General features: G+C 48.3%; 13 protein-coding genes, 1 tRNA gene and 1 other RNA gene. 7 read left to right on the forward strand and 8 right to left on the reverse strand.

Going from position 1 to position 14,185, the window contains the following annotated elements; genetic code table 11:
- Positions 1–64 precede the first annotated feature (64 nt).
- Together trxA and NOC_RS13750 are read left to right on the forward strand one after the other, a co-directional pair.
- On the forward strand, positions 65–397 hold the full coding sequence (trxA, locus tag NOC_RS13745) for a thioredoxin TrxA (protein ID WP_004269169.1): 333 nt from the start codon (positions 65–67) through the stop codon (positions 395–397).
- Positions 398–456: 59 nt separating this feature from the next.
- Positions 457–933, forward strand: coding sequence for an RT0821/Lpp0805 family surface protein (locus NOC_RS13750; RefSeq protein WP_004269133.1), 477 nt, complete (start codon positions 457–459; stop codon positions 931–933).
- 77 nt (positions 934–1,010) lie between these two features.
- Here the strand turns inward: NOC_RS13750 and NOC_RS13755 are convergent, their stop codons facing one another.
- The 8 genes from NOC_RS13755 to rho all read right to left on the reverse strand — a co-directional run bounded on the left by NOC_RS13755 (position 1,011) and on the right by rho (position 9,919).
- The gene (locus NOC_RS13755; RefSeq protein ID WP_004269198.1) at positions 1,011–2,306 is read right to left on the reverse strand and encodes an adenylosuccinate synthase; all 1,296 of its coding nucleotides are present in this window, start codon (positions 2,304–2,306) and stop codon (positions 1,011–1,013) included.
- Positions 2,299–3,492 (reverse strand): ATP phosphoribosyltransferase regulatory subunit, encoded by a 1,194-nt coding sequence (locus tag NOC_RS13760; RefSeq protein WP_004269163.1) that lies wholly within the window; start codon positions 3,490–3,492, stop codon positions 2,299–2,301. The genes NOC_RS13755 and NOC_RS13760 overlap by 8 nt, the downstream gene beginning before the upstream one ends.
- 95 nt (positions 3,493–3,587) lie before the next feature.
- Entirely contained in the window at positions 3,588–4,502 is a 915-nt protein-coding gene (hflC, locus tag NOC_RS13765; RefSeq protein ID WP_004269142.1) for a protease modulator HflC, read from the reverse strand.
- Positions 4,499–5,740, reverse strand: a complete 1,242-nt coding sequence (hflK, locus tag NOC_RS13770; RefSeq protein WP_011331011.1) for an FtsH protease activity modulator HflK — start codon at positions 5,738–5,740, stop codon at positions 4,499–4,501. Before hflK ends, hflC begins: the two co-directional genes overlap by 4 nt.
- A 128-nt stretch (positions 5,741–5,868) precedes the next feature.
- Positions 5,869–7,017, reverse strand: coding sequence for a ribosome rescue GTPase HflX (gene hflX, locus NOC_RS13775; RefSeq protein ID WP_004269186.1), 1,149 nt, complete (start codon positions 7,015–7,017; stop codon positions 5,869–5,871).
- A gap of 44 nt (positions 7,018–7,061) precedes the next feature.
- On the reverse strand, positions 7,062–7,334 hold the full coding sequence (hfq, locus tag NOC_RS13780; protein ID WP_011331012.1) for an RNA chaperone Hfq: 273 nt from the start codon (positions 7,332–7,334) through the stop codon (positions 7,062–7,064).
- Positions 7,335–7,658: 324 nt separating this feature from the next.
- Positions 7,659–8,603, reverse strand: coding sequence for a tRNA (adenosine(37)-N6)-dimethylallyltransferase MiaA (miaA, locus tag NOC_RS13785; RefSeq protein WP_004269116.1), 945 nt, complete (start codon positions 8,601–8,603; stop codon positions 7,659–7,661).
- Between the two features lie 59 nt (positions 8,604–8,662).
- The gene (gene rho / locus NOC_RS13790) at positions 8,663–9,919 is read right to left on the reverse strand and encodes a transcription termination factor Rho (protein WP_004269132.1); all 1,257 of its coding nucleotides are present in this window, start codon (positions 9,917–9,919) and stop codon (positions 8,663–8,665) included.
- A gap of 260 nt (positions 9,920–10,179) precedes the next feature.
- Between rho and NOC_RS13795 the strand changes: the two genes are divergently transcribed.
- The 5 genes from NOC_RS13795 to recR all read left to right on the forward strand — a co-directional run bounded on the left by NOC_RS13795 (position 10,180) and on the right by recR (position 13,861).
- Positions 10,180–10,270: transfer RNA gene (locus NOC_RS13795), tRNA-Ser, on the forward strand.
- Between the two features lie 639 nt (positions 10,271–10,909).
- An RNA gene (gene ffs, locus NOC_RS16470) (signal recognition particle sRNA small type) lies at positions 10,910–11,006 on the forward strand.
- A 258-nt stretch (positions 11,007–11,264) separates the two neighbouring features.
- Positions 11,265–12,854, forward strand: a complete 1,590-nt coding sequence (dnaX, locus tag NOC_RS13800) for a DNA polymerase III subunit gamma/tau (protein WP_004269149.1) — start codon at positions 11,265–11,267, stop codon at positions 12,852–12,854.
- A 50-nt stretch (positions 12,855–12,904) separates the two neighbouring features.
- On the forward strand, positions 12,905–13,225 hold the full coding sequence (locus NOC_RS13805; protein ID WP_004164015.1) for a YbaB/EbfC family nucleoid-associated protein: 321 nt from the start codon (positions 12,905–12,907) through the stop codon (positions 13,223–13,225).
- 36 nt (positions 13,226–13,261) lie between these two features.
- Positions 13,262–13,861 (forward strand): recombination mediator RecR, encoded by a 600-nt coding sequence (gene recR / locus NOC_RS13810; protein WP_004269128.1) that lies wholly within the window; start codon positions 13,262–13,264, stop codon positions 13,859–13,861.
- Positions 13,862–14,185 lie beyond the last annotated feature (324 nt).

The following is a 14,185-nucleotide window of genomic DNA, read 5'->3' on the forward strand; positions in this document are numbered from 1 at the left end:
TAAAGTAAAAATTATAATCTATAAAAACGTAGGCAATTTAAACCAAATAATTGGAGCATCTATAATGACTGATCGCATCATACCGGTAACAGTAACCGACGCCACCTTCGAGGAAGAAGTGCTTAAATCGGAACAGCCCGCCCTGGTAGACTATTGGGCTGAATGGTGCGGACCGTGCAAAACGGTAGCACCTATCTTGGAAGAGATTGCGAATGACTACCAAGGCAAACTCAAAATTTGCAAACTTAATATTGACGAGAATCCTTCAACCCCACCGCGTTACGGAATCCGCGGCATCCCAACCTTAATGTTGTTCAAAAACGGAAACGTAGAAGCGACGAAGGTTGGCGCCCTATCAAAATCGCAGCTCTCAGCTTTTATCGATAGCAACCTCTAACGTTGGCCCCTCAAAACACAATCATGTAAAAACCACGCAAATTTAAATGAGATGAAGCTATGGAAATTAGACCCCTCGCCGTCGTGATCGCCTTCAGCATGTTCTTTGGAGGCTGTGCCGGTAATATAGGGAATACAGGAGGAAAAGAGACGATTGGCACGGCCCTTGGTGCCGCAGGCGGAGGTCTTTTAGGAGCGCAGTTTGGTTCAGGAAGTGGACAATTAGCGGCTACTGCCGCGGGCACCCTATTGGGTGCCCTGGTTGGTAGCAAGATTGGTCGCACCATGGATGAAGTTGACCGAATGAAAGCCCGTCAAGCTATGGAGCATGCCTCCTACGCTCCCATTGGGGAAACGATTACCTGGAATAACCCACGTAGTGGGCACCGAGGTTCAGTCACACCGGTGCGGGATGGCGTTTCCTCCTCTGGCAATTATTGCCGAGAATTCCAGCAGACGGTTACTATTGATGGCAAGAGTGAACGGCTCTATGGAACAGCCTGCCAACAACCGGATGGAAGATGGAAATTGCTTTAATAAAAGTTGAAGCCGCCAAAAATAACGCCTCCTTGAAGTAAAATAATTTAACCTACTTTGATAGTTAAGGAAAAATTCTAAATTCCGTAGGGATCCCGCAAAATTATAGTTTGTTCTCGATCTGCTCCTGTTGAGATAATATCAATAGGAACGCCGGATAGCTCTTCTATCTTTTCAAGATAGAGACGGGCGGCTAACGGTAACTGCTCATATTCGGTTATTCCAACCGTCGATTCTTGCCAGCCCAATAATTCCATATAGATAGGCTTACAGCGAACAAGGGCGTCGCTATCAAGCGGCATTTCAGAACATTGTTCCTCATTATAATGATAGGCTACGCAGAGACATAAACGCTTTAGACCATCAAGTACATCCAGCTTAGTGATGCAAAGACTAGAAATGCTATTAATAATAGCGGCTCGCCGTAGCGCCACTAAATCCAACCAACCGCAACGCCGAGGGCGATGGGTAGTAGCGCCAAATTCCTGTCCCCGCTGAGCTAAATGAGCACCCGTATCATCCTCCAGCTCCGTAGGGAAAGGACCGTGACCAACCCGTGTCGCATAGGCCTTGGTGATTCCAACAACGCAGTCCAGATCGTGGGGTCCTACACCGCTTCCCGTGGCCGCACTGCCAGCAGTAGTATTGGAAGAAGTGACAAAAGGATAAGTACCGTGATCAATATCCAAAAAGGCCCCTTGAGCCCCTTCAAACAAAATATTCTTACCCTCTCGCCGAAGTTTTGCGAGCAACATTGGCACATCGGTAACTAAATGGCTAAATTTTGCCTTAAATTCTAAGGCTTGTTCTAGCACCTGCTCATAACTAACAACCTCAGCCTGATAATAGTCCCGTAGGATGAAATTATGATAGTCCATAATTTCGGCCAGATTGGCTGCAAATCTATTTTCATCGGATAAATCACCTACCCGCAGGGTGCGGCGCGCGACTTTATCTTCGTAAGCTGGGCCAATGCCGCGCCCAGTGGTCCCAATAGCCCTCTCACCACGAGCAGTTTCCCTGGCTTGATCAAGAGCAACATGGTACGGTAAAACAAGGGGACAGGCGGGGCTAATCTTCAAGCGTTCTTGGGCGGGCACACCCTCTTGCTCAAGCATCCTAATCTCTTCCATTAAAGCACTAGGAGAGAGCACAACTCCATTACCAATCACACATAATACGTTATTCCGCAATATACCAGAAGGAACAAGATGTAGAATGGTCTTCTTGCCTTTGATAACTAAGGTATGGCCCGCGTTGTGGCCACCCTGAAAACGGACTACTGCCCCAACCCGATCGGTTAGAAGATCGACTAGTTTTCCCTTGCCTTCATCGCCCCACTGGCAACCTACCACCACGACGTTTTTAGCCACGCCCCAACTTCCTTATTTCTATAATTTGCCATTGCTTTGCCTTCAACACTAATTCCCGATCACATCCCAATTCATCGTAATTACTAACGGTATCGGGAAACCCATAGACAACGCGCTCCCCCTGTTGGCGTAAGCGGGCTACCTCTCGTTCAAAACCGGGAGCCTCCGACCAAGGAGCAAAAATTCCTAAGCGGGTAGTCGTAGTACTACTACCAAGAGTCACTAATTCCTTTAAATCCATACTAAAACCCGTTGCCGGCTGGGCCCGGCCAAATACCTGCCCAATATCATCATAACGCCCCCCCTGCGCAACAGCCTGTCCACGACCAGGAATATAGGCAGCAAAAACAAGACCCGTATGGTAGCGATAACCTCTCAATTCACCTAAATCGAAATGCATAGGTACACGAGGTAAATATTTATCAGTCAGGGTCGCCACTTCCTTGAGGGTTGTTAACGCTTGCTCCACTCCGCTTCCTGCTAAAACCTGTTCCGCTTCGTCAAGCACCTCACGGCCCCCATTAAGACTCGTTAAGGCCATAAACATATGGCGAAGCTGTGGGCCCACATCTCTATTCCGCAGCATCGTATCAATCTCATCTCGAGCCTTACGCTGCAAAATATTAAACAAACCATATTCTTCCTCAGGCGACAAGTTCGCTTGCAATACAAGATCGCGGAATATTCCTACATGACCTAGATCTAAATGAACTTGTTTAACCCCTACGACGTCTAGCGCCTCTAAGGCTAACCGCAAGACTTCCAGATCGCTTTCGGTTCCGCTATGCCCGTAGAGCTCAGCTCCCACCTGGATTGGATTACGTGTCCCCCCCAGCCCCTGCGATAAGGTATGCAGCACACTGCCTATATAGCATAATCGGGTAACACCCTTTCGTTGAATACAATGGGCTGCTATTCGAGCCACTTGGGGGGTAATATCGGCGCGTACCCCCATTAATCGGCCTGTGAGTTGATCCGTAAGCTTAAAAGTCTGCAACTCTAAATCAGTCCCCACGCCCGTAAGAAGAGATTCTAAATACTCAATGAGAGGGGGCACTACCAGATCGTAACCCCAAGAATGGAAAAGATCGATGAGTACGCGTCGCGCACGCTCCATCTGTTCCGCCTCGATAGGCAAAAGCTCGCCCACTCCTTCAGGCAGGAGCCAACGTTCAGTTATCGGCATTACTAGTTAACTAGAATTTATGGCGAGAGAGAAGAACGGGGCGGCGGCGGATGCCTCGCTTCGCATCCGCACACGACTTAGAGCTCGCCCCTCTCTCATTCCGGTTCTGGTGTAGCAAGTCCGGAGTTAGATTCTGCTTCTTCAAGCCCTAGCTTAGGATTGAAAAAACGGAAAAATTCTCCCTTTGGTTCTAGCAATAACAGGCTCTCTTGAGAAAAAACCTTCTGATAAGCTGCTAGGCTACGATAAAGAGCATAAAATTCTGGGTCTTGGTCGAAAGTTTCCGCATAAATATCAGTTGCTATAGCGTCCCCCGCACCTCGAATATTTTCAGCCTCTTTTTGGGCGTTGGCCAAAATAATAGTACGCTGTCGATCCGCCTCTGAGCGTATACGCTCAGCCGTCTCAGCACCTTGTGAACGTAGCTCCTTGGCGACCCGCTCCCGCTCAGCCTCCATACGGGCATAAACCGAACTACTCACATCTTTGGGCAAATCAACACGCTTGATGCGTACATCAGCAATAGTAATTCCAAAAGCTTCGGCTTCCTTGTTAGCTCGCCGTTGCATCTGTTCCATGATCAAGGAACGCTCGCCAGAAATTACTTCCTGCACCGTACGCCGCCCGAATTCACTGCGCAGATCGGCCCGAATGATTTGAGAAAGCCGCAGGGCAGCGCGGCTCTCATCTCCGCCCATGGAGCGATAATACTGGGCTACATCCCCAATCCGCCACATCATAAAAGAGTCGACCAGAACGTTTTTCTTCTCAACGGTGAGATAGCGTTCAGTCTCTGCGTCGAGGGTAAGAATCCGGCCATCAAATTTACGTACTGAATTAAAAAATGGCACTTTAAAATGGAGACCAGGCTCGAAATCCGACCGCTCAATTTTACCCAACCACAGCAAGAGAGCCCGTTCCCGCTCACTGACAGTAAAAACACTTTGTGACCCAATAACAAGCAAGAGCGCCAGGAGACCGGCTAAAATACTAAAGCTTTTACTCATCATCGTCCCCTCCGACTCCGGCTATCATCATTGCTATTCTGGCGTCTCTGCTCCTCACTGGCCGAGGTTTCACTGTTAAAAGAAGATAACCGATCAAGAGAAATAAGACGCTGCTCCTTAGGATTTCCCTCGTTTACCATACGGTCCAGAGGAAGATAAAAGACATTAGTGCCCTCAGGTACGTCCACCAAAACTTTGCGGCTGCGCTCCATTACCGTTTCCATGGTTTCCAAATAAAGCCGTTTTTCAGTAATTTCCGGCGCATCTAGGTATTCTTTCAACACCTGCTCAAAGCGGGCTGTCTCACCTCCCGCAAGGGCAACAACTTCGCTTTTATAAGCTTCCGCCTCCTGGACCTTACGGAAAGCGGCACCACGTGCTCTAGGGATAATATCATTGGCGTACGCCTCGGCCTCGTTTCTTAGTCGTTGCTGATCTTCCCGCGCCTTAATGGCATCCGCAAAGGCCGCCTGCACTTGTTCTGGCGGTTGAGCATCTTGCATGTTGACACTGGTGATAATCAGCCCTGCATGGTATTGATCCAAAACCTGCTGCGCTAATTCCTCTGTACGAAGCACGATATCACTGCGCCCTTCGGTCAAAACAAAATCCATTTTACTTTTACCCACAGCCTCCCGAAGGGCGCTTTCGACCACTTGGCGTAGGTTAGTATCCGCATTACGCACATTAAATAAATAATTAGCCGCATCTTTAACTCGATATTGGACTGCAATCCGAACATCTACGATATTTTCGTCTTGGGTGAGCATCAGCGCCTCGGTTGGCACTGGTGACCCGGCTTGTCCTCTACCCGTAGAACGGTAGCCAATCTCGTAGCTTCGAATTTGCGCCACATCAACCAGCTCTACCTTCTCAATAGGATAAGGAATGTGCCAGTGAGGTCCTGGCTCAGTAGTAGCAACGTATTCGCCAAATCGCAATACCACTCCACGCTCAGCAGGAGCAACAATATAGATACCCGACAGTCCCCAAGCTACAGCAAGGACTAGCACTAATAGAGCTAATCCTAGAATGCTCCCCCCTCGGCCTAAAGTTGGGCGGCCACCACCGGGGCCTCCACCTCCCTTACCACCGAATAACCCACTAAGCTTGGCTTTTAGATTGCGGATAACTTCATCAAGATCCGGAGGACCTTGCCGGTCGCCGTCTTTGCCCCATTGATCCCCTTCTTTATTCCAAGGATCTTTATCTTTGTTCCCGTTCGGCTCATTCCAAGCCATTAATCTACCTACTCCAAATAGTTGGTGCAGACATCCATAACCACATGCCTGCAAGTTGTTTACAAGGAGAAATACTGACAATGATTTGACATTCTACAGGGACATAACTCTAGCCGGCAAGAGTTTCGCTACTGGTAAGCATGAATTTCTTGCTGCGGGTCCACGGACCTCTTCGCCGGAAAGTATTCAGCTAATGCTTGCCGCAATAATTCAAGCCCTTCACCGCTAGTTGCCGACAACCATACCCGATGAACACGGCCAGAAGCATCCCTTTCCAATCTCGGCTGGCAACCCTCTACTCGATCGATTTTATTATAAACTTCTAGCTGAGGCACTCCCTCTGCGCCTATCGTTTGAAGAACTTTATTCACTTGGGCGATAAGATCACAACGCCCTTCCGAAGAAGCATCGATCACATGGAGCAATAGGGCCGCATCACGAGTCTCCTCTAATGTAGAGCGAAAAGCCTCTACCAAATCATGGGGCAAATTACGGATGAAACCTACGGTATCAGCTAATATCAAAGGCTGAGTCAGTGCTAGCCGCAAACGCCGCAAAGTGGGATCCAAAGTCGCAAACAATCTATCATCTACTAGAACCCGAGCTGCTGTTAAACGATTAAATAAGGTAGACTTCCCAGCATTAGTATAACCTACCAGAGACACTGTAGGTACTCGTGCTTTATGGCGCGAGCGGCGCCCCTGATCCCGCTGTTTTCTCACCCGCTCCAATCGTTTACGCAACTGCCGGATACGATTGCCAATCAAGCGACGATCGGTTTCCAGCTGGGTTTCACCCGGTCCCCGCAAACCGATGCCCCCCTTTTGGCGCTCCAAGTGACTCCAACCTCGCACTAAACGAGTAGACAAGTGTTGTAGCTGCGCTAACTCTACCTGCAATTTACCTTCATGGGAGCGGGCCCGCTGGGAAAAAATATCTAGGATAAGTTCCGTCCGATCCAGTACCCGGCACTGCAAGGATTGCTCTAGATTGCGCTCTTGAGACGGACTCAGATCATGATTAAACACTACTAAATCTGCTTGTTCAGCATCCACCCACACACGAATTTCATCCACCTTACCACGGCCAATAAAATATTTAGAATGGGGACTCTGGCGCTTTCCAGAAAGCACCGTAACTATTTCTATCCCTGTAGAGGAAACGAGCTCGATAAACTCTGCTTGCATCTCATGATAAGCAGGTTCATGAAAATCAATATGGACCAAGATCGCGCTATAATCATATCCCCTACCGCCTTCAGAATGGCTAAACAACACGGGCCTCCCGCAACCTGCCGGCTAACCTGAAATAAAATACAGCCCTAATCGGCATCAGCAGAACGCGTCCCTCCAATAGGATGAATATTCTCTCCCTCGTTGCTAGATAATTTAACGTTGCGCGCGGGAACAACAGTAGAGATAGCATGTTTATATACCATCTGGCTAACGGAATTTTTCAACAGGACAACAAATTGATCAAAAGATTCAATCTGTCCCTGTAGTTTAATTCCATTAACAAGATAAATCGAGACTGGAACTCGCTCCTTACGCAAAGCATTAAGGAATGGGTCTTGTAACGACTGCCCACGTGACATTGGCCTTTTCTCCCTCGTAATTCTTGTTTTCAATGATAGATAAGGCCAGAGAGAAGGCGTTCTAAGCGCCTATCCGGCTTCAAGATAATTGCACTATAAAATATTATTGTTTTCTCCCTCGCCCCCCATTAATTATGGAGATAAATTATCTAGCGAAGAGTTGTTTATTTTGCCACCAAAATCTACATTTTTATCCATTATTCCTTACATAATAACTACACTTGCTTAGTACTATGCCTCATTCTATAGTTCAATTTTCCCGCCTTGTCCATCCGCTAGCCCGAAATAAAGTCTAGCATAGGCCCGCCGATAGGCGCGACAAATTTAAGAAGCTTGAACCAATGCCATTTCTAACTGCCGCCATGCTTGCTCTACATGATCCTTTTCTTCCGGATCAACATGGATTGCGTTGCTCTCCCGCCGCAGCCAAGTCAACTGTCGCTTAGCCATCTGCCGAGTTGCGCTAATAGCCTGTTCAGCCATGGTGGGGAAAGAAAATTGGTCCTGTAAATAAAGCCAGGCCTGACGATAGCCCACTGCACGGATAGAAGAATGCCCTAGACTGAGATCCGGGCGCATAAATAAGCCTTTAACTTCCTCCAAAAAACCTGCTTTCAACATAGCCCGAAAGCGCCGCTCAATGCGGCTGTGAAGAACTATCCGTTCGGCAGGCGCTAAAATTAGCTTAATCACTCGATAGGGCAGCTCCGATTCTCGAGAATTAGCGATTAACTCACTTAAGGGCCTACCCGTCAATTGGAAGACTTCCAACGCACGTTGGATACGCTGCGGGTCATGGTGATGGATGCGCTGCGCCGCCATGGGGTCCAATTCGGCCAGGCGGCGGTGCAAAGCCTTCCAACCCTTCATGTTTGCTTCCCTATCTATAGCGGCCCGAACCTCCGGATCAGCCGGAGGAAGAGGGGAAATTCCATAAGTTAGGGCGTGAAAGTACAACATAGTTCCTCCTACTAGGAGGGGGATTCGCCCTCGTTTGCTGATAGCCTTCATTAGAGTTAAAGCATCGGCGCGAAAGCGTCCCGCCGAGTAGGTCTCCGCCGGATCAAGAATATCAATTAGGTGATGGGGGTAACGGTGACGCAACGCCAGGCTTGGCTTGGCAGTACCAATATCCATGCCGCAATACACTTGGGCTGAATCGACACTAATAATTTCGCAGGACAGGCGCTCGGCAAGCGCCAAAGCTAATTCGGTTTTCCCTGAGGCAGTCGGCCCCATAAGAAACACCGCGGGCGGCCGAATAAACATACCCTTATTTGAGACTAGATATTTAACCTAAAAATCTAACGATGGCACAAAGTAAATTTTTATCGTTTCATGGAATTGAAAAATTCGTCGTTAGTTTTGGTTTCTTTGAGCCGACTAAGCAAAAACTCCATGGCTTCCGCCTCGTCCATTGGTGCAAGCAATTTGTGTAAAATCCATGTTTTTTGCAGATTCTCTGGATTGGTGAGGAGCTCTTCACGCCGCGTGCCCGAGCGGCTGATATTAATTGCGGGGTAGACTCGCTTTTCAGCAAGTTTTCGCTCCAAATGGATCTCCATGTTGCCAGTGCCTTTGAACTCTTCATAAATCACATCGTCCATGCGTGAACCGGTATCAATAAGAGCAGTGGCGATAATAGTTAAACTACCTCCCTCCTCTAGATTGCGGGCTGCGCCAAAAAAACGCTTTGGCCGTTGTAACGCATTAGCATCGACCCCCCCGGTGAGGACTTTGCCAGATGAAGGAATCACCGTATTATAAGCGCGGGCCAAACGGGTAATGGAATCGAGTAAAATAACAACATCCCGCTTATGCTCTACTAGTCGCTTAGCTTTTTCTATTACCATTTCCGCTACTTGAACATGACGGCTTGCAGGTTCGTCGAAAGTACTAGAGACAACCTCACCTCGTACCGAACGGGCCATTTCCGTTACTTCTTCGGGCCGCTCATCGATAAGCAGCACTATAAGATAGCATTCCGGATGGTTAGCGGCGATGGATTGGGCAATATTCTGAAGCATCACAGTCTTTCCCGATTTGGGAGAAGAGACAATGAGCCCTCGCTGCCCCTTACCTACCGGCACCACTAAATCTATTACCCGAGGGGTGAGATCCTCCGTACTCCCATTGCCCCGCTCCAAGACTAAGCGTTCATTAGCAAATAAAGGGGTCAAATTCTCGAATAATACTTTATTTCGAGACTGCTCTGGCGGCTCAAAATTGATGCTGCTGACCTTAAGTAGGGCAAAATAGCGCTCTCCCTCTTTAGGAGGTCGGATTTTACCTTCAACGGTATCCCCAGTACGGAGTCCAAAACGCCTTATCTGGCTAGGTGAGACATAAATATCATCAGGCCCGGCAAGATAGGAGGCACTGGCCGAGCGGAGAAAACCAAATCCATCCTGGAGCAATTCTAATACTCCGTTGCCGTAAATATCCTCGCCATTCTTCGCATGCGCTTTGAGAAGTGCAAAGATAAGATCTTGTCGGCGCAGGCGGGAAATACCTTCTAGCCCCATGGACTGGGCAATATCTAAGAGTTCGGAAGCGCTCTTCGTCTTGAGTTCAGTCAGATTCATGAAAGTCGGTCTAGTTGTTTATGAAACAATAAGTGGAATGATTGGCGTAAAGACGTTAGCTGTCCTAGCGCGACAAGGAGATTTGAGCGAGTTGGCTATTTTAGAAAGGCAGTGTTTAGTTAAGTTGTGAACCTATCAGCAAAAATACTTCCCGTCTAGTCCCTATAGAAATTCCAGCAAGATGAAAATTCGTCCAAATATGTATTATTGTAAGTTGCCCCTAGGGCATTCTTGGGTTAACCTTAAAAGCCTCCATATTCGGAGAGGTGGCCGAGCGGTTGAAGGCGCACGCCTGGAAAGTGTGTATACGTTAACCGCGTATCGAGGGTTCGAATCCCTCCCTCTCCGCCAAATTTAAACCTTAATCTAGGCATTTGTAAAAATTTAGATCCCATTAGCCGGCGCGGATTAAAACAAAAGCATCTTATATAAAACAGATACTTTGTACTGGAAGATTAAGAAGGGATATTAAAAAGCAGCCCTCCTTCCTATAGCCTCCCATGCTCAAACCAGTTTGCTAGACAGCCATACTCCGAAGTCGCTTCTTTCCCTGCCATCTTCGCTAGTCTTAGCAGCTGCGTTTTTGGTTTTTGGGAATTTTCCGCCCTCACTGGCGACGACTATTACTTGCCGATCCCCCTTCGAGCGCACGAGCTTGGAAATTCTTTGCCTTCGTTATGAAGGCACAGCGAACATTGATACCAAAATGACGCGGAGGGAAGATAACTCCCTAAAGAAGTCGCTTTAGGGTCCAAACATTATTTCAAAATATACAACCGGACCTTCGTTCAATAGCGTCCGCTTCAGCTCTATAGAAACAAAGCCCTCCCCATCTCTATACCGATGTGGGATACTCAAAAATGCTTTGAGCTGCAACATTAACAGCTTAACCGTATCTTTACAAGGCTCATTATTACTACAAGCATAAATAAACCTTGTCTAATTTTGAACCATAGCGCAAAATAATGGAGAAGCTCATAATGGTGGCTCGGCTGGTCCCCTCGCAACAATAAGTTGTGAACCCCGTCAGGCCTGGAAGGGAGCAGCGGTAACAACAGATTTGTGTGCCGGGGTGTGGCTAGTACGAGCCGCCGCCATTATTAAATCCAGATATCTTATTCCCTCTATAATTGTCCACCATGGATTAGTTTCCAGGCTTATTCCCTAGATTTTGCTTGCGCAAATAGCTTCCTTAAGCTAAGAGAATAAACACTTTATCCCTTTTTACAGCTTGTCCCGATTGAAATTCTCCCAAACTTTATCCGAATTAATCGACGCTAAGAGCTAAAATATGATAAATCGGTATATCATTGCTGCTGGCAGAAAGCCATTTATTTAGGATTTCATGAGTTATCAAGTCCTTGCACGAAAATGGCGCCCCCGCGACTTCACCCAAGTGGTGGGCCAGGAGCATGTAGTCCGCGCTTTAACTAATGGCCTTGATAAAGGCCGCTTACATCATGCTTTTCTATTTACTGGAACTCGAGGAGTAGGCAAAACAACTCTAGCCCGTATTCTCGCCAAATCCCTTAATTGTAAAGAGGGAGTGAGATCGACCCCCTGCGGAAAGTGCCAGAACTGCCAAGCAATTGATGGGGGAAATTTTGTGGATCTAATCGAAGTAGATGCTGCCTCTCGCACCGGAGTGGATGATACCCGCGAATTACTGGAAAATGTTCATTACGCACCGAGCCGCGGTCACTATAAGGTTTATCTTATTGATGAAGTTCACATGTTCTCCACTTCAAGTTTTAACGCCTTGCTCAAAACCCTAGAAGAACCGCCGCCCCATATTAAGTTTTTGCTAGCTACGACCGAGCCCAAAAAATTACCTGTTACCGTCCTTTCCCGCTGTCTCCAATTCAATCTGCGGCGGATTACCCCCAAGGCCATCGCTGAGCACCTAAATAGCATTCTGGAAGCGGAAGAGATTCCCTCGGAGTCCTACGCATTAACGCTGATCGCCCGTGCTGCCGAAGGCAGCGTACGGGATGCCCTTAGCCTTCTGGATCAGGCCATCAATTATGGTAGGGGCCAAGTGATGGTAGCTGACGTGCGCACTATGCTAGGCAGCATCGAACAGGGAGATTTATTCATTTTGCTTGACGCCCTTTTAGCCGGTAATGGGCAAGGGTTAATTGAGAAAGTACGGGAAATCTGCGCCTATTCGGTAGATATATCCTCGATATTGGCAGATTTATTACATTTACTACAGCGGCTCGCCCTTTATCAACTCGCCCCAGATACGGTTGACGATATAGATGAACGAGGGATATTTTCTAGCCTTGCCGCCCGGACAACCCCTGAGGAGGTTCAGTTATTTTACCAAATTGGGCTTATCGGTAGCCGCGATTTAACCTATGCCCCTGATCACCATACGGCCTTCGAGATGATTCTGCTACGGATGTTGTGTTTCCGCCCAGCCGATGGGGCTTCTTCTTGTCAGGCATTGACTAATCCTAAACCAGAGAAAACGGGGTTGGCCTCGTCTGATCCGCCCTTAGCGCAAGAAACTACCTCTCCCCCCCTATCAGGCAACGATCATTGGCCAGGGCTAGTTACCCAGTTGAAATTAACCGCTATTGCACGGCAGCTGGCGGAAAACTGTGCCTTAGAGCGGCGTGAAGAGGGTATTATATATTTACAACTCGCCCCCAGTATGGCCAACCTTCATAGCAAACGGGCGGAAGAGCGGCTACAACAAGCTTTAGAGGAATATTATGGCGAAGCAATTCAATTAATTATTCGGATTGCAGATTCAACCCTTGGCACTGATACGGTAGCAAGCAGGCGCAAACAGGAGGATGCAACGTGGCAACAAGCTGCGGTAGAATCTATTCAGAACGATGCCAATATTAAGGCGCTTAGCGAAACCTTCAATGCCCGGCTGCCGCTAGATAGCGTTCGCCCCCTCACTAAGCCCAAGCAGGAATAATACCCTGATTCCAGGAACTAGAATTATATTACATCGAGGAGATTTGAGAAATGAAAGGTGGACTTGGCAATTTGATGAAACAAGCCCAGCAGCTCCAGTCAAATATGGAGAAAGCCCAGGAAGAGTTGGCTAACATGGAAGTCACTGGTCAAGCAGGAGGTGGCATGGTCAGCATAGTCATGACTGGACGTTATGACTGCCGACGCATCAGTATCCACAGCGAACTATGGCAGGAAGATAAGGAGATGGTGGAAGACTTGGTAGCAGCGGCAATTAATGATGCTGTGCGTCAAGTAGAAACCCAATCGAAGGAAAAGATGTCGAGTATGACCTCTGGCATGCTCCCCCCTGGCTTTAAACTGCCTCTCTAAGCTAATTAATCTAGCATCTTAACTCTATCTCTCTCCGTGAGTTTATTCGGCCTTTCCCTAGGACGCCTCCTTGAGGCCCTGCGCTGCCTTCCCGGCGTTGGCCCTAAATCCGCGCAGCGCATGGCCTTTCACCTATTGGAATCTGATCGGGAAGGGGGACGACACCTTGCCCAAGCATTGTTGGAGGCGCTGGACAAGATGACGCACTGCCAAACTTGCCGCATCCTCAGTGAAACCGATCTATGCTCCCTCTGTGCCGATTCCAGACGGGATCGCGGGCAACTTTGTGTTGTGGAAATGCCCAGCGATGTTCAAGCTATTGAGCAAGCAACAAGCTATTCTGGTAGATATTTCGTTCTAATGGGGCACCTATCTCCCCTTGATGGCGTAGGTCCCGAAGCATTGGGTATGGACTTGCTGGCAAAACGATTGGATACAGATCAAATTCGCGAGGTTATCCTTGCCACTAATCTAACCGTTGAGGGCGAAGCAACCGCCTATTACATCAGTGAATTGGCGCAAACTCGAGGGATCACTACCACCCGTATTGCCCATGGAGTTCCTCTAGGTGGTGAGCTTGAATTCATTGATAGCAACACCCTATCCCACGCCTTCCAAAGTCGCCGGCATCTTTAAGGCACTAGCACGGCTTATGAATTGCCAGTATACTGTTTGTTTTGAAGTTTCGCCATGACTGATAGCAATTTTATTCTACTACAAAACCTCATCAGCCTGGAGAATTCGCGCTTCAACGGGTACCTCGGGCTGGCCACGACTTAGCGCGCAAGGCCCTCGGTTGGGTATCACCCTCCACGCGCATCACTTCTCCTCCTCCCGAGGATAGGTCGCGCTTGTGGCAACGAGAAAATCATAGCGCCAATTCATGGCAAATTCATGGCAAAACGCAAGCAGCTCGGCGCTCGATGCGCCACCTCGTTTCGCACTCTCGCTGGAGGGAAT

It is taken from the genome of Nitrosococcus oceani ATCC 19707 (genome assembly GCF_000012805.1).
GTDB classification, from domain to species: domain Bacteria; phylum Pseudomonadota; class Gammaproteobacteria; order Nitrosococcales; family Nitrosococcaceae; genus Nitrosococcus; species Nitrosococcus oceani.

Bases quoted from the DNA above. Each gene is read 5' to 3' on its own strand.
- NOC_RS13760 (WP_004269163.1), bottom strand. From the start codon at position 3,492: ATGCCGATAACTGAACGTTGGCTCCTGCCTGAAGGAGTGGGCGAGCTT.
- dnaX (WP_004269149.1), top strand. From the start codon at position 11,265: ATGAGTTATCAAGTCCTTGCACGAAAATGGCGCCCCCGCGACTTCACC.
- hfq (WP_011331012.1), bottom strand. From the start codon at position 7,334: ATGTCACGTGGGCAGTCGTTACAAGACCCATTCCTTAATGCTTTGCGT.
- rho (WP_004269132.1), bottom strand. From the start codon at position 9,919: ATGAATCTGACTGAACTCAAGACGAAGAGCGCTTCCGAACTCTTAGAT.
- NOC_RS13805 (WP_004164015.1), top strand. From the start codon at position 12,905: ATGAAAGGTGGACTTGGCAATTTGATGAAACAAGCCCAGCAGCTCCAG.
- NOC_RS13750 (WP_004269133.1), top strand. From the start codon at position 457: ATGGAAATTAGACCCCTCGCCGTCGTGATCGCCTTCAGCATGTTCTTT.
- hflC (WP_004269142.1), bottom strand. From the start codon at position 4,502: ATGATGAGTAAAAGCTTTAGTATTTTAGCCGGTCTCCTGGCGCTCTTG.
- hflK (WP_011331011.1), bottom strand. From the start codon at position 5,740: ATGGCTTGGAATGAGCCGAACGGGAACAAAGATAAAGATCCTTGGAAT.
- miaA (WP_004269116.1), bottom strand. From the start codon at position 8,603: ATGTTTATTCGGCCGCCCGCGGTGTTTCTTATGGGGCCGACTGCCTCA.
- trxA (WP_004269169.1), top strand. From the start codon at position 65: ATGACTGATCGCATCATACCGGTAACAGTAACCGACGCCACCTTCGAG.